The organism is Microbulbifer sp. MCCC 1A16149, assembly GCF_050368945.1.
In the GTDB taxonomy this organism is placed as follows: domain Bacteria; phylum Pseudomonadota; class Gammaproteobacteria; order Pseudomonadales; family Cellvibrionaceae; genus Microbulbifer.
Window position 1 is genome coordinate 79,756 of the sequence record NZ_CP185959.1, and the last position, 18,530, is coordinate 98,285.

17 protein-coding genes are annotated in these 18,530 nt (G+C 57.1%); 15 read left to right on the forward strand and 2 right to left on the reverse strand.

Annotated elements, in window-relative coordinates; all coding sequences use genetic code 11:
• The first annotated feature begins 66 nt into the window (after positions 1-66).
• The 6 genes from ACONT6_RS00325 (at position 67) to ACONT6_RS00350 (ending at position 8,251) form a co-directional block, all read left to right on the forward strand.
• The gene (locus ACONT6_RS00325; protein ID WP_428819919.1) at positions 67-762 is read left to right on the forward strand and encodes a Crp/Fnr family transcriptional regulator; all 696 of its coding nucleotides are present in this window, start codon (positions 67-69) and stop codon (positions 760-762) included.
• Between the two features lie 132 nt (positions 763-894).
• Positions 895-3,117: a TonB-dependent receptor gene (locus ACONT6_RS00330; protein ID WP_428819920.1), complete on the forward strand. Its 2,223-nt coding sequence runs from the start codon at positions 895-897 to the stop codon at positions 3,115-3,117.
• A 166-nt stretch (positions 3,118-3,283) separates the two neighbouring features.
• The gene (locus tag ACONT6_RS00335; protein ID WP_428819921.1) at positions 3,284-4,588 is read left to right on the forward strand and encodes a serine hydrolase domain-containing protein; all 1,305 of its coding nucleotides are present in this window, start codon (positions 3,284-3,286) and stop codon (positions 4,586-4,588) included.
• A 137-nt stretch (positions 4,589-4,725) separates the two neighbouring features.
• Positions 4,726-6,606 (forward strand): GNAT family N-acetyltransferase, encoded by a 1,881-nt coding sequence (locus tag ACONT6_RS00340; protein WP_428819922.1) that lies wholly within the window; start codon positions 4,726-4,728, stop codon positions 6,604-6,606.
• A gap of 3 nt (positions 6,607-6,609) precedes the next feature.
• Positions 6,610-7,536, forward strand: coding sequence for a histone deacetylase family protein (locus tag ACONT6_RS00345; RefSeq protein ID WP_428819923.1), 927 nt, complete (start codon positions 6,610-6,612; stop codon positions 7,534-7,536).
• 148 nt (positions 7,537-7,684) lie between these two features.
• Positions 7,685-8,251, forward strand: a complete 567-nt coding sequence (locus tag ACONT6_RS00350; protein ID WP_428819924.1) for a hypothetical protein — start codon at positions 7,685-7,687, stop codon at positions 8,249-8,251.
• 68 nt (positions 8,252-8,319) lie between these two features.
• Here ACONT6_RS00350 and ACONT6_RS00355 read toward each other — a convergent pair whose 3' ends face one another.
• Complete coding sequence (locus tag ACONT6_RS00355) at positions 8,320-8,673, reverse strand: cupin domain-containing protein (RefSeq protein WP_428819925.1); 354 nt, start codon at positions 8,671-8,673, stop codon at positions 8,320-8,322.
• A gap of 304 nt (positions 8,674-8,977) precedes the next feature.
• Here ACONT6_RS00355 and acs point away from each other — a divergent pair, with 304 nt between their 5' ends.
• The 6 genes from acs (at position 8,978) to ACONT6_RS00385 (ending at position 14,774) form a co-directional block, all read left to right on the forward strand.
• Entirely contained in the window at positions 8,978-10,915 is a 1,938-nt protein-coding gene (gene acs / locus ACONT6_RS00360) for an acetate--CoA ligase (RefSeq protein WP_428819926.1), read from the forward strand.
• A 517-nt stretch (positions 10,916-11,432) separates the two neighbouring features.
• Positions 11,433-12,284, forward strand: a complete 852-nt coding sequence (locus ACONT6_RS00365; protein ID WP_428819927.1) for a universal stress protein — start codon at positions 11,433-11,435, stop codon at positions 12,282-12,284.
• A gap of 52 nt (positions 12,285-12,336) precedes the next feature.
• Positions 12,337-12,834 (forward strand): YciI family protein, encoded by a 498-nt coding sequence (locus ACONT6_RS00370; protein WP_428819928.1) that lies wholly within the window; start codon positions 12,337-12,339, stop codon positions 12,832-12,834.
• A gap of 33 nt (positions 12,835-12,867) precedes the next feature.
• Positions 12,868-13,284 (forward strand): hypothetical protein, encoded by a 417-nt coding sequence (locus ACONT6_RS00375; protein WP_428819929.1) that lies wholly within the window; start codon positions 12,868-12,870, stop codon positions 13,282-13,284.
• 104 nt (positions 13,285-13,388) lie between these two features.
• A complete protein-coding gene (locus ACONT6_RS00380; RefSeq protein ID WP_428819930.1) occupies positions 13,389-13,763 on the forward strand; it encodes a VOC family protein in 375 nt (124 codons plus the stop codon).
• Between the two features lie 24 nt (positions 13,764-13,787).
• Positions 13,788-14,774: a TIGR00341 family protein gene (locus ACONT6_RS00385; RefSeq protein ID WP_428819931.1), complete on the forward strand. Its 987-nt coding sequence runs from the start codon at positions 13,788-13,790 to the stop codon at positions 14,772-14,774.
• On the opposite strand, the gene ACONT6_RS00390 is transcribed toward ACONT6_RS00385, so the two are convergent.
• Positions 14,761-15,324 carry a PadR family transcriptional regulator gene (locus tag ACONT6_RS00390; protein ID WP_428819932.1) on the reverse strand — a complete coding sequence of 188 codons (564 nt, stop codon included), beginning with the start codon at positions 15,322-15,324 and terminating at the stop codon, positions 14,761-14,763. The genes ACONT6_RS00385 and ACONT6_RS00390 overlap by 14 nt on opposite strands.
• A 321-nt stretch (positions 15,325-15,645) precedes the next feature.
• Here ACONT6_RS00390 and alaE point away from each other — a divergent pair, with 321 nt between their 5' ends.
• From alaE to ACONT6_RS00405, 3 genes are all read left to right on the forward strand, one after another.
• Positions 15,646-16,218 (forward strand): L-alanine exporter AlaE, encoded by a 573-nt coding sequence (gene alaE, locus ACONT6_RS00395; RefSeq protein WP_428819933.1) that lies wholly within the window; start codon positions 15,646-15,648, stop codon positions 16,216-16,218.
• 388 nt (positions 16,219-16,606) lie between these two features.
• Entirely contained in the window at positions 16,607-18,049 is a 1,443-nt protein-coding gene (locus tag ACONT6_RS00400; RefSeq protein WP_428819934.1) for a hypothetical protein, read from the forward strand.
• Between the two features lie 109 nt (positions 18,050-18,158).
• Positions 18,159-18,509, forward strand: coding sequence for a DUF4870 family protein (locus tag ACONT6_RS00405; RefSeq protein WP_428819935.1), 351 nt, complete (start codon positions 18,159-18,161; stop codon positions 18,507-18,509).
• The last annotated feature ends 21 nt before the right edge of the window (positions 18,510-18,530 follow it).

The following is an 18,530-nucleotide window of genomic DNA, read 5'->3' on the forward strand; positions in this document are numbered from 1 at the left end:
TATCCCGGCAGTTTTGTTGCAAGCGACGGTAAGATAGAACACCTCAATACCCATGGAGCGCAGTTTGTGGAACGCGAACGCATAAAACAAACCTTGCTGGATAGTCACTGGTTTCAGGGCCTGCCGGACGATGTGATTGAGCGGATGATTTCTGACGCAAAAGTAAAAACCTATGCAGACGGACAGTACCTGTATAGCAAGGGCGATGAACCCGATGGCTTGTACGCGATCTTGCAGGGCGCGGTCGTGGCGGAAATCAACAGCAAAGAGGGCAAGTGCGCGGTACTGGGGATTCTGGAGAAGGGCAGCTGGCTGGGGGAGATTTCGGTCTTCGATGACAGCCCCAGACCCAGTGACGCGGTGGCCAGGGGGAGCGCCCAGCTGCTGTTTATTCCCCGAGACAAGTTCCAGGGATTACTGGATGCCCAGCCGCAGCTATACAGTCATTTTATGAAACAGGTGTGCAAGCGCTATCGCAGTGCGCTGCGTATGCTTGAGGCCAGCCTGATACGTTCACTACCGGAGCGACTGGCCTTACGGCTTCTGGATCTGGCTACCGGCTACAGCGAGTACCGCGCCGGTGTTGCGGGCGTCACCCTGAGTGTCTCCCAGGAGGAGCTGGCGCTACTGGCCGGCACAACGCGGCAGCGGATTAACCAGGAGCTGAAAATCTGGGAGAAGGCCGGCTGGGTCAGCCTGGGTTACGGCAGCTTAACCATCCATGATTGCGAGGCTCTGGAGAACCTGTTGTCCACGAGCTGAGGTGGATCTTTCTGGAGTGTCCGAATTGGGACAGTTACGCCCGGAACGGGCGTATTAGCATCGAGCACATTGTCGGGCTGCGCCCTGACAAAATTCTACAGATAACAATAAATTAGCTGAGAGAAAGTGCCGATGAAAACCCGTTTAGCTATTTCCCCGTCTCCTCGCCTGCTGGCATTGGCGATTGGCGGCGCCACACTGATACCGTCACTGTCGTCGGTCGCGCAGAATGCGGCACTCGAGGAAGTCACGGTCACCGCACAGAAGCGCCAGGAGCGCGCACTGGAAGTGCCAATCTCCATTGCCGCACTGAGCGCCAACGCCATGGAGCAGAGCGGTATCAAGGAGGTTAAAGACCTCGGTGAGATGGCCCCCAATATCCAGATTAGCCAGGACAGTGACTTCTCTTCCCGCATAACCATTCGCGGTGTCGGCGCCAACAGCCGCAACATCGGTTTCGATACGCGTGTGGGGGTATACCTGGATGGCATTTATCTGGGGCAATCGCCGGCGGTCAACCAGGGACTGCTCGATCTGGAGCGAGTGGAAGTTCTGCGCGGCCCACAGGGCACCCTGTTTGGGAAAAACACTGTGGCTGGCGCCGTGAACCTGATTTCCCGCAAACCGGGCAATGAAAAGGCGCTGGATCTCGGTATCAATATCGGTAACTTCAATAACCGCGAAGTACAGCTGCGCGGCAATATGCCATTGACCGATGACACCGCCCTGTCACTCAGTCTGAACAAGACAGACCGCGATGGCTACATTAAAAACCTGTACAACGGTGACGAAGTCAATGGCCGTGATGCCACTTCCGGACGCGTTATGCTGCGCTCGGACCTTGCCGATAACCTGACACTCAACCTCGCCGCCGATTACATGACCCAGGATCGCTGGGGATTCAATGGCGAGCCGGTTACCTACGTATTTGCTTCGGGTTATCCCGTCGAGGGCAACGACAAATACGAGATGTACCAGAACCGCACCGTTCCAGAGGACAAAGAACTCTGGGGCACGTCGGCGACAGTCGATTACGACATGGACAACGGTTTTTCCCTCAAGTCGATTACCGCCTTTCGCAGCACCGATATGGTCTACGGGACCGATGTGGATTTCACCGAGCTGGACCTGGTGAACACTGCCTATCACGACACCTACGACCAGATTACCCAGGAGTTTCAGCTCACCTCACCGGCGGATTCGGCGCTGTCCTACGTAGTGGGCTTTTACTACTTTTCCCAGGATAGTGACACCGAGCGCTATGCGCTGGCCGGGGAGCATGCGGGCATGCTGGGATTAACCCCGTTTTCTACCGCAGTTGCCTACGGCGGAACCGTCGATACGGAAAGTTTCGCTGTATTTGCCAATGGTAACTATGACCTCACCGACCGCCTGAACCTGGGCTTTGGTGTCCGCTATTCCCTGGAGACCAAAGACGTCGACTGGGCAATCGATGGCAGCGCGTCCGGTGTCTTCAATATTGCTACAGGCGAGGTAAAGGATTCTCGCAGTGACCGGGATTTCTCCCCAACCATCAGCCTGAATTACTCGATGGATGACAACAACTTTATCTACACTCGCGCCTCAACCGGCATCAAGAGCGGCGGCTACAACCTCGATTTTATCAACGCCAATCAGTTTACCGGTAGCCCTGAGGATATCGAGTTCGATACCGAGTCGGTGCTGAGCTACGAGCTGGGCTACAAGGCGGAACTGCTCGATCGTCGCCTGCGACTGAATGCGGCGCTGTTCCACTCTACCTTTGATGACTATCAGGTAAACCAGTACATCGAGCTGGGTGGCGGTGGCACCGCGTTGACGATTACCAACGCGGCAGAGGTAGAGAGCAAGGGCGCAGAACTGGAGGCCACCTATGTGGCGACCGACAACCTGCAACTGACCGCTGCGCTGGGCCTGCTGGATGCACGCTTCACACACTTCCCCGGTGGCGGTGATAACGGCGCTGACGCGACGGGTAACGACCTGCCTTATGCCCCGGAGGTGACCGCTTCCCTGGGGGTTCAGTATTACGTTCCCGTGCCCGCACTGGCGGCTACTGTGCTGCTGCGCACCGATTACAGCTATACCTCGGAGCGCTACATCAACCCCAGCAATAATGACGGTTTCAGTAACGGCGTAGTGGATGTCGAATTCGATCGTATGGAGAGCTTCGACCTGATTAATGCCCGTGTTGGCCTGCTGGACGATGCCGATAAATGGGAAGTGTACCTTTGGGGCCGCAATCTGGCGGACAGTGATCACATGAATTACAGCTTCCGCGATTTCCTCGGCACCTATGTGGCCGGTTACGCGATGCCGAGAACCTATGGTGTGGAAGCGAAGTATCGCTTTTAAAAAGTACCGCTTTTAAATCGACGCTGCGCGTGGCGACTAAATGGAAAAGGGCTGTTGATCTGCGTCGGATCAATGGCCCTTTTATTGCCAGCGTTGTGCGTCGCCAGGAAAACACAACCTACTTTTCGCTATCTCTATATAAGTTGTTTGGGAGAGGGGAAAAATCATGAAGAAAATTTTACACGGCTGTTGCGCAGGGTTATTGCTTGCGATGAGTGCCGCATCGGCAGAAAGCAGCAATACCTATCTGCGTGCGGTTGCCGGCGGCTATGCTGCGGATACCGCTTACCAGTTACGCGCAGACTGGAGCCTGCCGAAGTTCCTGACCGTGACACCGGCCGGAGCCTATTCCTATCTGCACCTGGCGGAAAGCTTTCCCCACGCGACCATCTATCGAGCGGGGCCTGTGGTGGAGTTGCCGCGAGAGCCCGCAACCTGGCTCAACTCATTTGAAGTCAACTGGCAGGACAAAACCCGGAATTTTAACGATCTGGTTACTGCACAGGACTCTCCACTGCAGGGTGTAATGGTGGTTCACCGCGGCAAGGTGATCTATGAAGAATACCCGGGCATGCGCCCGTTCGATAACCATGTGTGGATGTCCAATGCGAAACCCGTGGCCAGCCTGCTGATTGCGCAGCTTGAAGAGCAGGGGCTGGTCGACGTGCACAAGACCGTGGCGGACTATGTGCCGGCCGCGAAGGGGACCGCCTGGGAAGGCATCAAGCTGATCGATGTACTGAATATGCAGACCGGTCTGGACCTGGAAGAGGGGCCGGAACAGCGGGCCAACCCGAATTCCAGCTTTGCCCGTTTTATGGTGGCCGAGGCGGGTCTGCCCAACGCGGATGGCGAGTTGCAAACCCATAACCAGGCTTTACTGGCCATCGAAAAGCTGCACCAGCCCGGCAAGGCCTTTGAGTACTCATCGGCAAATACGCAAATGCTTGGGTTGATCATCGAGGCGGTGACCGGGCAGCGTCTTGCGGATGTGATTGCCGAGCGTATCTGGATGAAGGTGGGGATGGAAGGCGACGCACAGATTGGCCTTTCGCCGCAGGGGAACGCCATTATCCACGGCCTGATTTCCTCGCGCCTGATCGACATGGCCAAGTTTGGCATGTTGTATACCCCGAGCTGGAGTGAGGTGTCCGAGACGCGGCTGGTCTCGGCTGCGATGTTGAAGGATATCCAGACTGCGGGACAGCCGGGAAATTATCTCAAGGGCGACATTGGTCCGAAGCTGAAGCGGCTATTTGATGAGATCCCACGCGCCAACGCTTACCAGTGGGACGCAGTATTTCACGATGGCGATCTGTACAAGGGCGGCATGAACGGTCAGGGCCTTTATGTCTCTCCCGACAACGACCTGGTGGTTGCCTGGTTCGGCAACGGATTTTCTTCGGTGCCCATGGAGAGGGCTGCCCGCGCCGTCGCCAATGCGGTAGAAAGCAGGCTGGCGCAAAACTAGTAGCTTTGGGTTGCTGAGCCCGTCCGGATTCCAGCCTCGAATACAGGGCTGGTTCCCGGGTAAAAGTTGCACTCGCTGGTGGCTCCTGCGAGTCTTGCATACTATTGCGAGATTCGACAGGAGGCACCATTTCCCGCATGTCATCCCTGACCCACCCCAAGACCGGAGAGCCGCGGAGTTGGGACAAGCTGCTGAAAAGCGGCTGTCGCATATTCCTCGGTTCCCACGCCGCCGTGCCCGATGCGCTGATGGCAGACCTGGTGGCCAACTGTCGCGGCCTCAATGATATTGAGGTGACGCATGTATTTACCCTGTCCGACAATTTCTGGGCCGAGCGCAAATACGCCGAGCTATTTACCGTCAATGCGCTGTACATCGGCGGTACCGCAGTGCGTAATGCCGTGGCGGAGGGGCGCGCGGACTACACGCCCACCTTTCTCTCCGAAGTGCCGAAACTGTTCAGCGATCATGTACTGCCACTGGACGCGGCGCTGATCATGGTCAGTCCACCCGATGAGATGGGTTACTGTTCCCTCGGTGTGAGCGTCGATGTGGTGTCATCCGCAGTAAAACATGCCACCACTGTGATCGCCCAGATCAATCCGAGCATGCCGCGCACCAACGGACATACCTTTATCCACCGCGACCAGATTCACGCCTGGATGGCCGCCGACGCTCCCATCCCGGAATCACCACCACCGGAGATGGACCAGGCGGTGGAGCAGATCGGGCAGTATGTGTCGGTACTGGTGGAAAATGGTTCCACTCTGCAGATCGGTATGGGGAAAGTGCACGATGCCGTGCTGCGCTACCTGGGAAACCACAAAGATCTGGGCGTGCACTCGGAAATGATTTCCGATGGGGTTGCCCAGTTGATGAAAAGTGGTGTGATCAATAACCGCAAGAAAACCTTTCACCAGGGCAAGACCATCACCAGCTACTGTATGGGATCGAAAATGTTGTACGACTTTGTCGACGGTAATCCCCATGTGGAGTTGTATCCGGCAGAGCACGTAAGCTCGCCGGTGAAAATTGCCCGCAACGACAAGATGGTCGCCATCAATAGTGCCATTGAAGTGGATCTAACAGGGCAGGTCGTTTCCGATTCCATCGGCAGTGTGCTGTACAGCGGCATCGGCGGTCAGGTGGATTTTATTCGCGGCGCAGCGCTCAGCAAGGGCGGCAAGCCGATCATCGCACTGCCGTCGACCGCGCGGGATAAAACTGGCAAGTTGATCTCCCGCATTGTCGCCTCGCTTACTCCTGGAGGTGGCGTTGTCACTTCTCGCGCCCATGTGCACTATGTGGTGACCGAATACGGTATCGCCTCCCTGCGCGGAAAAAGTGTACGTGAGCGAACCCTGGAAATGATCCGTATCGCCCATCCCGATTTTCGTCGTGAACTGCTGGAAAAAGTCCGTGAGTTTTACTGGGTGCCGGAGTATCAGGAACAGGCGCCGACCCGGGTACCCGAGCTGGGTCCTCTGGAGCAGAAGCGCTATACGTTTGGCGGTATCCGTTATACATTGCGTCCCCTGCGCCCCGCGGACGAGCGTCGCCTGCAGGAATTCTTTTACACCCACAACAAAGAAACCCTGATGATGCGTTACAACCACCATGTAACGCAGATGTCGCGGGAAAAGTCCTGCAGCCTGGTGAGTGTGGATCAGCAGCGTGATCTGGCGCTGTGTTTTATCGACAACGATGGCGGCCGCGAAGTGATTCAGGGGGTCGGGCGCTATTATTTTTACGAAGCGGATAACAGCTGTGAAGTGGCTTTTGTCATCAAGGAAAGCCGCCGCGGCAAAGGCATCGCCACCACCCTGCTGAAAGAGATGGAAGCCATCGCGCGCGCGCGGGGGATCGGCAAAATGTTTGCCTGTGTGCGTCGGGATAACAAGCCCATGCTAGCAATTTTTGAAAACAACGGCTTTGTTGCCCGCAGGGGAGATAGCATGGACGAACTCTATCTGGAGCTGGATCTCACCGACGCTTCCATTGGTGACTTAAAGGATTGAACAATGCCTATCGTCGGATTTATTACCAGCCCCGCCTGCGGCCTGCACGACATGGGTGCAGATCACCCGGAAAGCCCGGCGAGGCTCGATGCCATTCAGGATCAGTTGCTGTCCAGCGGCATGGAATACGTACTGCGTTTTTACGACGCGCCCAAGGCAACGCGCAGCCAGCTGGTGCTGGTACATACCCCGGATTACGTGGATTCGATTTTCGCCCGCGCGCCCAGCGAAGGCTTCGAAGTGCTCGATGAAGATACCCGTATGTGCCCCGAATCACTGGACGCGGCCCTGCACGCCGCGGGGGCGGCCGTGGATGCGGTGGACAGGGTGATCGCGGGCGAAGTGAATTCCGCCTTCTGCTCCGTGCGCCCCCCGGGCCACCACGCCGAACGCGATAAGGCCATGGGCTTCTGCCTGTTCAACAACATCGCTATCGCCGCCGCCCACGCCCGCGCGCAACACGGACTGGAGCGCGTTGCCATTCTTGACTTCGATGTACACCACGGGAACGGCACGGAGGATTTTGTTGCCGGTCGCGAGGGCTACCTGCTGTGTTCCAGTTTCCAGTCTCCCTATTACCCGTTCAGCGGCACCGGTGAATTGCCGGATAACATCGTAAATACACCGCTGGAAGCGGGTGCCGAGGGCGATGCGCTAAGAGATCTGGTGACTAACCAGTGGCTACCGGCACTGGAAAAATTCAAGCCACAGATGCTGTTTATCTCCGCAGGCTTCGACGGACATATCGAAGATACGATGGCGCAGCTGCGCTTTCGCGAAGACGACTACCAGTGGGTGACCGAAAGGCTGCGAGAGTTTGCCGATGAGCATTGTAACGGCCGTATAGTTTCCGCGCTGGAAGGCGGCTACGCGCTATCTGCGTTGGGGCGCAGTGTGGTGGCGCACCTCAGAGGAATGATTGGTGGTTGAGTACGGCCCTTTTGATCGATAGCTCTTGCTGTCTCCTGACGGCAAAGCTTCACTTGCCGTTTGTTTTTATACTTAATCCGTTTCCGGTATGGTATTTGCCTGAAGAATGGAATTCTCAATAAAAACAAAGTTTGGTTAAGGTCTCGGTATGAAAAAATTTCTTTTTGCTTGCGGAATGCTTTTGGGGGCAGTGAATTGTTGGGGGCAAAGTATTCTGGAAGTCACGAACTTCCAGGTCGATCCGAGCATCGCGGAAAGCCCGTGGGATATGACCGGCTATTCTCGCACCCGTAATTTGATCAGTGACGCGATCACCAAGGATGTGACGGTAACGAAAGAAGTTGAGGATACGCTGATACGGTTGATTGCGTCTTCAGAAGGCCAGGAGAAATCTGAAATCCGGGTATGGGCCGAATTTAGCGATGGCGGTCGGGCTCAGTTCAAGCTCGCTTACGTGAATATACTCGGTGGTGAATACGGATATTCATATGCCGCAGGCACCGGGGTAGACGGAAATGGCAATAGGGTACCTGATTCACCTGTCGAATTTTCCAGGCGTTTTTCTTTCAGGGGGGATACTGGAAAGAAGGCTGTAGAGGCAGCGGCCCGGTTTGGAAGCGACATTGAGATTCCCTTGAACTGCGAGACCGTGGATACACAATGTGATGTGGTAGAGGGCGATATCCACTGCACTAGCACTTCCCTGATTTGCTAGTGCATATGAGATCTATCCCGGCTTTGTATCGGTCGGGGTAGATTGATTTCTGGTTTTACGGAACGGGATTACTCCTCGTAAATCGCATAAAACTTCTTCACCGAACCGATGGTCTCCCAGGTTCCCTCAAATCCTGCCGGAATACAGAACGCGTCTCCCTTTGACACCTTTTCACTGGTACCTTCGGCATCGGTAATGATCGCTTCGCCGTCGATGATGTAGCAGAACTCATCTTCACTGTAAGTAAGCGTCCACTTGCCCGCATCCGAAGACCAGACACCGCAAAAGAAATTTTCCTTCGCATTGGTAAAGAAATGCTCGGTCAATTGCTGGGGCGCGCCCGCCAGTACTTTTTCCTGGGCGACAGGACCCGCATCCCGCTCACCCTTGCCTTCCTGGATACGCAACAGTTTTACCGCCATAAAATGCACTCCTGAAAATGTGATCACTTTTTGCTGGGTGGTATTTTGCACCGCTCTGATAAAAAAGGCACGGGATTCCGGGTGCGGACTGGGAATCTGCAAACTTCGCAGGCTATGATGGGGTAATCGAAGTGGTGACAGCGTTGTCATTTATTGTCTGCGAATGGTATAACTTATCGGGATAAATGCCCCCAGGCAGCCGCCGGGGCGCAACTGCGATGAAAGCGCCATAGTGACTACTCACCTACAAGAGTCGCTAATAAGTAGGCGCAGCAGCCCGATAATTCTAATAAGGGAGAAAACAATGTCTGAAGTGCACCTACACCCAGTGCCGGAAAAATTCGCTGCTGATGCCCTCGTTCGCAACGAGGACTATCAGCGCATGTACCAGCAGTCGGTAGAAGACCCCGAGGGATTCTGGTCCCAGCAGGCCAAGGATTTCCTGCAGTGGAGCAAGCCCTTTACCAAGGTGGTCGAGGAAGACCTGGCCAAGGGCCACGCGGCCTGGTTTGCCGATGGTGAACTGAATGTCTCCGTCAACTGTATCGACCGCCACCTGCCCGCACGGGCCCAGCAGACCGCGTTTATCTGGGAAGGTGACGACCCCACCGACAGCAAAACCATCACCTACAGCGAGCTGCACGAACAGGTCTGTCGCCTGGCCAACTTGCTCAAGGCGCGCGGTGTGGAAAAGGGCGATCGCGTCTGTATCTACATGCCGATGATTCCGGAAGCAGCCTACGCCATGCTCGCCTGTAGCCGGATTGGTGCAGTGCACTCCGTGGTATTCGGCGGCTTCTCGCCGGACTCCCTCAAGGACCGAATTCTTGACTCCGACTGCCGCCTGGTGATCACCGCTGACGAAGGCGTGCGCGGTGGTCGCAAGGTGCCCCTGAAAGCCAACGTGGACAAGGCCCTGGCCAAATGCCCGGACGTGCACACCGCCATCGTGGTGAAACGCACCGGCGCCAATGTCGACTGGGACAGCAAACGCGACATCTGGTACGCCGAGTCCGTTGCCGAGCAGAGCACCGAATGCGCGCCGGAGCCGATGAGCGCGGAAGACCCGCTGTTTATCCTCTACACCTCCGGCTCCACAGGTAAACCCAAGGGGGTGCTGCACACCACCGCTGGTTACCTGCTGATGTCCACCATGACCTTCAAATACGCCTTCGATTACAAAGAGGGCGACGTATTCTGGTGTACCGCGGATGTGGGCTGGATCACCGGCCACAGCTACATCGTGTACGGCCCGCTGGCAGCCGGTGCCATCTCGCTGATGTTTGAAGGTGTGCCTACTTATCCTGACGCGTCCCGCTGCTGGCAGGTGGTGGAAAAGCACAAGGTGAATACCTTCTACACCGCCCCCACCGCGATCCGCGCATTAATGGGTGCCGGCGACGATTACGTTACCCAATGCGACCGCAGTTCCCTGAAACTGCTGGGTACTGTGGGTGAACCGATCAACCCGGAAGCCTGGGAGTGGTACTTCAAGGTAGTTGGCGAGGAGCGTTGCCCGATTGTGGATACCTGGTGGCAGACCGAAACCGGCGCCCACTTGATCACCCCGCTGCCCGGCGCCACGGATCTCAAACCCGGGTCCGCCACTTGGCCGTTCTTTGGAGTGCAGCCTGCGCTGCTGGATGAAAAAGGGCAGGAAATCGACGGTGAAGGCGAGGGCGCTCTGGTGATGAAGGCCAGCTGGCCGAGCATGATCCGCAGTGTATTTGGCGATCATCAGCGAATGATCGACACCTATTTCTCCACCTTCCCCGGTTACTACTTTACCGGTGACGGCGCGCGCCGCGATGCCGATGGTTATTACTGGATTACCGGGCGTATCGACGATGTGCTTAACGTCTCCGGCCATCGCCTCGGTACCGCGGAGATCGAGAGTGCAATCGTGTTGCACGAGGATACCGCCGAGGCCGCTGTGGTGGGTTACCCCCACGATATCAAGGGGCAGGGTATTTACTGCTATGTCACCCTGAAAAACGGTCGCGAGCCCTCCGAGGAATTGCGCAAGGAGCTGATCGACCTGTGTGTGCAGGAAATTGGCCCTATCGCCAAACCCGATATCATCCAGTGGGCCCCGGGGCTACCCAAAACCCGCTCCGGCAAAATCATGCGGCGTATTCTGCGCAAAATTGCCTGTAACGAGCTGGATTCGCTCGGCGATACTTCTACGCTCGCCGACCCTTCTGTGGTTGAAGAGCTCGTGGATCATCGGGCTAATAAGTAAACTCTGCACCCCGCTGTCAATGAGAGTTCTGTTTTGAGCTTGATGGCGGAAAAGCACTGGGGACGGGGTTTCAGGACCGGGCTAGGCGCCCCCCTGTGAACCCGTCCCTGGGCGCTGCGGCGCAAAGTATCCGGCCGCTTCAACGCGGCGCCTTCGGCCCTGTTTGCGACGCTCCTGAAACCCCGTCCCCAGCACTTTTCCTTCAGTTCCGGCTTCTCGCTTTCTTTAGAACGTTTCCGAATTTCGTCCGAAGTGGTTTAGTCGGAATTGAAGGTGGGGTGCCGGGTATGGCTTTTCGAAAGCGTCGGCGACAGGGATGTCGCCGACGCAGCGTACAGGGACGTATTCACAGCGGTTTCGAAAAGCCATACCCGGTGCTCTGCCGCCACAGAGCGAGAACAATTTGTACCTCGGACTAAACTTCACCGCACTTGATCTGAAACCAAGACAAAACCAGACGCTGGTGATTTAATTGCCCGAAAGGTAATGAAATAATTTCAGCAGCACCGGAGGCCGCATGCAGAATATTCTTGTCATTCTCGACAAGCCCAAACACGAACAGATCGCCCTGGAACGCGCCCTTGAACTGGCGCAGAAGTCCGGTGCCAAGTTGCAGCTTGTCAGTTTTGTGTACGAGCCCGTGGTGTCTATTCCCATGCTGTCCGGGTCTATTCTCAATATTACCGATCAGATACAGAAAGAGCGTGGACGGTGGCTGGACGCACTGAAACAGGAGTACACCTTCCCTGAAGGCTCCAGTGCCGAAGTCATCTGGCACCACGATATCCCCTCCTGGACTCTCGAATACCTCGCCGACAATCAGATCGACCTGGTAGTGAAAACTGCCCAGAAACAGTATGGCCGCGGCGGCTTTGGTTCTATTGACTGGCGCCTGATCGAAAGCCTGCCCACACCACTGTGGCTCGCCGTCAGCACCCACTGGATCAAGCGTGATCGCATTGTGGCTGCGCTGGACCCCGCCGTGGAAAATACCCTGCACGTAGAACTTAACCAGCGCGCGCTCAAGCTCGGCGAGCAATTCGGCAAGCTGCTCGAAGCCGAACTCGAAGCTGTAGCCTGTGTGCCAGCCACGGACGAGATCAAGGACCTGGATAAATTTCGCGAGCAGGCCGGTGCCCTGTTGCAAGCGGTCGACAAGGTGATCGCCGACAGTGGCGTAGACTGCAAGAAAACCCATTTCGTTACCGGCAAGCCCGCCGCCGAGGTCAATCGCGTGGTCGACCGCAACAAGGCGCGTATGATCCTGGTCGGGCGCGGGGTGCGCAAAGGGCCAAAAGGTTTCCTGCTTGGCAATACCGCCGAGCGTATTCTCGGGCGCGCGAATACCGACATACTTATTGTCCCCTGATATCGGTTCGTTTTAGACGTCTAGCCAGATCAAAAAAATAGTGAGAAAAATAATGAGCACCAAAAATGCCCGCTATTCCCTGGGCTTTATTTTGAGCCTGGGTATGCTGTTTAACGCTGCCAGCACCACTGCCAGTGAAACCGGTACTGCCGCCGTCGACAGCGCCACCTACGATGCCGAGCTGGCGAACAGCCTGGGCGCAGATGATTACGGTATGCATCGGTATGTCATGGCGTTACTTAAAGCGGGCCCAAACCGAGATCGCGATGCAAAAGCTGCTGCGGAATTGCAGCGTGCGCACATGGCAAATATCCGGCGTCTAGCCGATGAGGGCGTACTGGTGCTCGCGGGGCCGTTCTTTGGCGGCAGCGAGCTGCGTGGTATCTACGTTTTTGACGTGGATTCTGTGGAAGAGGCGCGCAAACTGGTTGAGAGCGATCCTGCGGTAAAAGCCGGTAGCCTGGTGATGGAGCTGCATCCTTGGTACGGTTCTGCCGCCGTTAAATCCATCAACGATGTCCATAAACGTATCGCCAAGCAAGCACCGTGATGCGGTACTTCCTGGAGGAGAAGGAATTCCAGTGTGAATGAACAGCAGTACCTCTGTGACCACTACCGTTTCAATGCCGAGCAGCGCCTCAAAGCATTCAACTTTTTTGTCGTGTTATCGATGTTCGCTGACGGTGGTGTATTTACTGCCGTGGAAAAAGGCTTCCATCCGCTGATTCTGGTTTTGCTGGGCGGGTTTGTGGTGATTGTCTCTGCGGTTTTCTGGGTGATGGATCTGCGTAGCCGGGCACTGTTGAATCTCGCAGTACCGGGTTTGCGGGCCATAGAGCAGACGCTACCGGAAACCGCGCGCGTCTTCAGTCGTGATCTGCAAAGTCAGCACCGTTTTATCCGCTACACCTTTGCCATCCGCGCCTTGATCTTGGGGCAGTTTATCTGCGGCACCGCGGTCGTCATATATGGCGCGCTTTCCTTTTTCGGGATGGTTTGAGACTTTCTGTCCAGGCTTGCTCCTGTCCTACCCTCCTGTGTTGGGCCTTCTATACTGGTTTTCCGGATATGGGATCGGATTTTGTCGCGGCAGGGAGAGAAAGCATGCTGGATCATATTGGGCTGACGGTGCACGACTACCAACGCAGCAAGGTGTTTTACCAGTCCGCGCTGGCTCCGCTCGGTTACGAGCTGGTGTCAGAAATCGCCGGGTGGGCGGGCTTCGGATGGGGCGGAAAACCGCAGTTGTTGATTAAAGGCGGCTCCACCACGGCGCCCGCCGTACATATCGCATTCAGTGCCGAAGACCGGGAAACGGTACAGGCGTTTTACGATGCTGCAGTGCAGGCCGGGGGCAAGGACAACGGTGCGCCAGGGTTGCGCCCGGAATATCACGATCACTACTTCAGCGCCTACGTACTGGACCCCGATGGGCACAATATTGAAGTGGTGTGCCATATTCCCGCCGACGCGTTTTGACGATGGCATCCGCTGGGACGCGCAATGAAGTTACTCTCGATTCTCGCCGATGCGAAAGATGCTGATCGCATAGCCGCTATTGCAGAATCCTGTGCCGCTGAAGAATTCCGCCTGGATGCCCACGTGCCCAGTGGGCACCAGAGCATGCGTATGCTGGTGAGTGACGACAAGGTTCAGTCGGCACTGGACCTGCTTGCGCCCCTGGTGGAAAGCGTCGCCGGTGCGCGGGTACTGGTGGTCCCGGTGGAGGTCTCGCTGCCGCAGCAGAGCGAGGAGGAGCGCAAGAAAGAAGATGCGGCGCTGGCCGCGCGTGAGGCCCTCTACGCCAGCGCGGAGAAAAGCGCGCGTTTGGATCGGGATTATCTGGTGCTGGTAGTGCTTTCCACCCTTGTCGCCGCTATCGGGTTGCTGGAGGACAATGTGGCGGTGATCATCGGCGCCATGGTGATTGCCCCGCTGCTGGGGCCCAATATGGCGTTTGGACTGGGCACGGCGCTGGGGGATACGGCTCTGATGCGCAGTGCGCTGGCGTCGCTGTCGGTGGGTGTGCTGGTTGCCGCCGGTATTTCAGTAGTGATCGGGCTGGTTTGGCCCTGGGGGACCTACAGTGAGGAATTGTTGGCGCGAACCAATGTAGGGTGGGATTCGGTGGCTCTGGCCCTCGCCTCCGGCGCCGCGGCAGCACTTTCCATGACCACAGGATTATCGAGTGTTCTGGTAGGCGTGATGGTCGCGGTGGCCCTGCTGCCGCCGGCCGCCACGTTCGGCATGATGATCGGTGCGGGCAAGTGGCAGTTGGCTGCCGGGGCGGGCTTATTGCTGGCAGTGAACGTGGTGTGTGTGAACCTGGCCTGCAAACTGGTGTTCCTCATGAAGGGCATAGAGCCGCGCACCTGGTGGCAAAAAAAATCCGCTCATCGCTCCATGAAGATCTACATCACCGTGTGGGTGGTCACCCTGTTGTTACTCTCCCTGGCGATCCACCTGCGCAACCAATTCAATCTCCAGTAGCGGGTGTATCCCCGTCCATTTCTTCAAGCCGCGCTAGCAGTTGCTCAGCCCAGCGTATCCAGGTTTTCTCGGTCTCAATGCCCAGCAGCAGTGGCTGATGGGCGAGCCACAGTCGCTGCTGCTGTTCCGGTGGGCGGTTGTAGAAGCGCGCGTTCTGCGCCTCGTAGGTGACCAGAAGGGCCCGGTGTTCCAGCAGGTGGCGCTCCAGTTCCTCGCGCAGCTGCGCCCCGCTCAGATGGTGGCCGGCGAACAGCTGGATCAGAAAGGGGTCGCGGATCTTCTGCACTGCCGCGGGCTTGGCTGCCCACTCTGCAAGTGCACGCCGTCCGGAATCGGTCAGGCGGTAGACCTTCTTGTCCGGACGCCCCTCCTGGGACTGCTCCGTACAGTCCAGTAATCCCTCGCCCTGGAGCTTGTGTAGCTCCCGGTACATCTGCTGGTGACTGGCACTCCAGAAATGACTGATGCTGCGCTCGAAGCGGCGCTTCAGGTCGTAGCCACTGCCGGGTTCGATATCCAGCAGGGTGAGGACGGCAAATCGCAATGACATGTGGGGCTTTCTGGCTGTCTCAAATTCGATATGCACGAAGTTGCATAGCATGGTCAGTGTAATGGGTTGCGGCCAGCAGGGCAGTAACTGATTTGGTAAGAGGACAATACTGTTTGGAACCTCCCTTGGTTGTTATGCATGTCCTGATAACGCTATTTATTTAGGATGGTAATATAGGTATTCGCAAAAGTTTAACTGTCTGGACCTAGTATTTACGAAATATGTGGATATAATCGCCGGCGCCATCAAAAGTGGCTGAATAATGTCCAATAGCAATTTCGACGGGTTACCCTCCTGTCGTATATCGGGTCAGTAGTCACCATGTCTCCGCAATCCCTGTCACAGGCCACCGATGCCATCCCCGTATCCCCACCGGTACTGGTGCTGGAAGATGAGCATCCGGTAGAGACCAGCCAGTCCACCAATGCCCAGCGCAATGAGCGGTGCAACCGTCGCACTCGCCGCGAGGAATGGTTGCTGGATGTGTTTGCCATGAACAGCTTTTCCTGGGCGATTGCGATCCCCATCGAACTGCTGCTGGCCGGGATGAGCTGGCGCGAGCACATCAAGGTGCGGCTGCTGGCGGTACTGTTCAATACGGTCATCGCTCGTCCGTTCAGTGTGTATCGCAACTGGGTGGTAACGCGCTTTGGTCGCGGTGGCGGCCTGCACAACTACGCGGTGGATACCTTCGTATTCCTCAGTTTCCAGCTGCCCCTGTATACCCTCAACATGATGCTGGGGGGCGCGTCGATGCCGGAGATTGTTACCGCCTGTCTTACCTTCGTACTGATCGCCGGCGCTCTCGGACGCCCTTATGGCATGTACCTGGATTGTCTGCGTCGATTGTGGTTCGGCAGACGCGAAACTCAGGAGAGTGTTTCCGCCGGTTGATTTGAGCTGTGTCGCGTGGCTGACGGCGGCGCGGCTTTTGCGGAATCCCCGTGTTTGGTCTACTTTCAAATATCCGGTTGTCAGTCGATTGGCGCTGCATCCCCCGTTGCTGAGTGGCCGGAAAAGCTTGAATAACAGGGCATTCAGGCCATCCCCTGTCCCGAGGGGAATCTATGGCGTAAAATAGACTTGTGTGCGCTGTGACTTTGCGTTAAAAGCGGAACGTTGAGTGACGTATCCGCCAGAAATAGAAAAACTGTTCTAATCGTCACATATGACAGGCTAAGAGCCCAATAAAACGGCACCAGGAATCGGTGCAATAACGTAGGGCTCACACCGGGTTGCAGGATTAACCCGTAATTTCATGTGGTTACAAGGATGAATGACCATGACCTACTGCCGTTCGGCGAGTAGCAGCTGTTCCAATGTCAGCTCGAATACACGCGTAAGTACACGTATAAACCCCGGAAGCGCTTTTTTCCGTCGTACCGGCGTACTGTACGCGACACTCCTTTCTATCTGTCCCGCACTGGCGGTGGCGTTCCCCGGCGAGTCCCTGCTGATGGATACCCGACTGTCTCTGGTCTGGGTGATTCCCGTAGCGCTGATCGCGCTTGTCTGTACTGCACTCCTGTTACGCGCCCGGGCTCAGTTGCAGGCGACGGAAGAGGCGGCGGCGACCCGCGCGGCGGACCTGCAGGCGGAGAATGCCAAGCTGTTTCGCCAGGTACAGGCGCGGGTAAACGAGCTGATGGAGCGCGACAAACAGCTGGACGAGGCGCGGGTGGCCGCGGAGCAGATGCAGGAAGAGCACCGAGACTTTCTTTCCATCACCGGCCACCGCATGCGCCAACCTCTGGAAACCCTGGTCAGCACCATGAGTCTGCTGGCCCGCGGTGGTGACGAAGAGACCCGTCACCTGGCGGAGGCGGCGCTGGGGCAGTGCCGCACTCTGCGCAGTAATATCGAGGAGATTCAGCGTGCGGGCCAGGGCACTTCAGCGGAAGCGCCCGGCGCGAGTTCGCTGCGCGGAGCTCTGGGCGATGACGACAACCTGCGTGAGCTGCAGATTCTGCTGGTGGAGAACGACTCGCATCCTAGTCTGCGCACACGTCTCGAGGCGTGCGGGCACAAGGTTCGGCGCGAGACCAATGGTGTCGACGGCGCTGAAGCGGCGTTGAAGGGTAATTTTGACCTGGTACTGATCGACGTGCGTTTGCCGCTGATCGACGGGGTCGAAACCGCACGCAAGATCCGGGGAGATTTCGCCAAAGATGGCCTGCTGATTTTCGGCATGCTGGATAGCGTGGGCAAAGATGACAGGAACCGCTATGCGGGCCGCGGTCTGAGCGGAGTACTGCCGTCGCAACCGAGCGACAGCCAGTTGCTGCAATTATTGAGCTGGGTGGAGCAGAAGACCCGCGGCAACAAACCGGCCAATGGCAAGTCCACGCGCGCGGCAAAGGTATTGAACCCCAGTACCCTGGAGCGCCAGCGGGATACCCTCGGTCATTTGGCTTTCGCGGAGCTGCTCGGCGATCGCGTCGCCAGCCTGCCCAAGAAAATCACCGCTTTTACCAGTTCACTGACCGGCCGCCACTGGCTGGATGCGCAACACCAGGCCCAGGCGATAGCGGCCGAGGCGGAGAGCGTGGGCCTGGAAGTGGTGGCCAGCCGCCTCAAGGCGCTGTCGGCGCGGCTATCAATCGATAGCGAGCGGGACTACTGCCGTCACCAGCGCACCGAGATCCTGGGCCTGATGCGCAGCTCGATACAGCAATTGAAGTCCTGGCGGGAGAAAAATGTACACACCGAGTGGGCTCTGAGATAAACACCGGAACTGCCGCGGCAGGATGCGGCAGAACGTAGTTATCGCCAGCGTGATTTGCGCATACACTAGCGGCTGAACTTTTGAACGTCTTGAATGGAACAGCGAGCCCATGTCTGAGCAGTACCCCGCCCCCCAGCAGGCCGAGCGCGAACGCTCGGCGCGCGATGTTGCCACCCTGGTATACCTGATCCAGGCCATTAGCCTGTTTACCGCGGTACCATTTTTTGTCGGTGTGTTGATCAACTACGCCAAGCGCGGCGATGCGCGCGGTACCCTGGCGGAATCCCATTTCCGCTGGCAGATCCGCACCTTCTGGTACAGCCTGCTGTGGTTTGTGGTGGGCTGGGCAACGGTGTGGATTCTGGTGGGCTTCGTCGTTTGGGGAATCAGCTGGGTATGGATGGTCTACCGGGTGATTCGCGGCTGGCTGGCGTTGTCGGACAACCGCCCGGCTTACTAATCATGGCTGACCGCGACGGAA

Coding starts and splice junctions, on each gene's coding strand:
- alaE (WP_428819933.1), top strand. CDS start 15,646: ATGTCTCCGCAATCCCTGTCACAGGCCACCGATGCCATCCCCGTATCC.
- ACONT6_RS00350 (WP_428819924.1), top strand. CDS start 7,685: ATGAAAAAATTTCTTTTTGCTTGCGGAATGCTTTTGGGGGCAGTGAAT.
- ACONT6_RS00405 (WP_428819935.1), top strand. CDS start 18,159: ATGTCTGAGCAGTACCCCGCCCCCCAGCAGGCCGAGCGCGAACGCTCG.
- ACONT6_RS00340 (WP_428819922.1), top strand. CDS start 4,726: ATGTCATCCCTGACCCACCCCAAGACCGGAGAGCCGCGGAGTTGGGAC.
- ACONT6_RS00365 (WP_428819927.1), top strand. CDS start 11,433: ATGCAGAATATTCTTGTCATTCTCGACAAGCCCAAACACGAACAGATC.
- ACONT6_RS00330 (WP_428819920.1), top strand. CDS start 895: ATGAAAACCCGTTTAGCTATTTCCCCGTCTCCTCGCCTGCTGGCATTG.
- ACONT6_RS00400 (WP_428819934.1), top strand. CDS start 16,607: ATGACCTACTGCCGTTCGGCGAGTAGCAGCTGTTCCAATGTCAGCTCG.
- acs (WP_428819926.1), top strand. CDS start 8,978: ATGTCTGAAGTGCACCTACACCCAGTGCCGGAAAAATTCGCTGCTGAT.
- ACONT6_RS00385 (WP_428819931.1), top strand. CDS start 13,788: ATGAAGTTACTCTCGATTCTCGCCGATGCGAAAGATGCTGATCGCATA.
- ACONT6_RS00390 (WP_428819932.1), bottom strand. CDS start 15,324: ATGTCATTGCGATTTGCCGTCCTCACCCTGCTGGATATCGAACCCGGC.
- ACONT6_RS00370 (WP_428819928.1), top strand. CDS start 12,337: ATGAGCACCAAAAATGCCCGCTATTCCCTGGGCTTTATTTTGAGCCTG.
- ACONT6_RS00335 (WP_428819921.1), top strand. CDS start 3,284: ATGAAGAAAATTTTACACGGCTGTTGCGCAGGGTTATTGCTTGCGATG.
- ACONT6_RS00345 (WP_428819923.1), top strand. CDS start 6,610: ATGCCTATCGTCGGATTTATTACCAGCCCCGCCTGCGGCCTGCACGAC.
- ACONT6_RS00380 (WP_428819930.1), top strand. CDS start 13,389: ATGCTGGATCATATTGGGCTGACGGTGCACGACTACCAACGCAGCAAG.
- ACONT6_RS00355 (WP_428819925.1), bottom strand. CDS start 8,673: ATGGCGGTAAAACTGTTGCGTATCCAGGAAGGCAAGGGTGAGCGGGAT.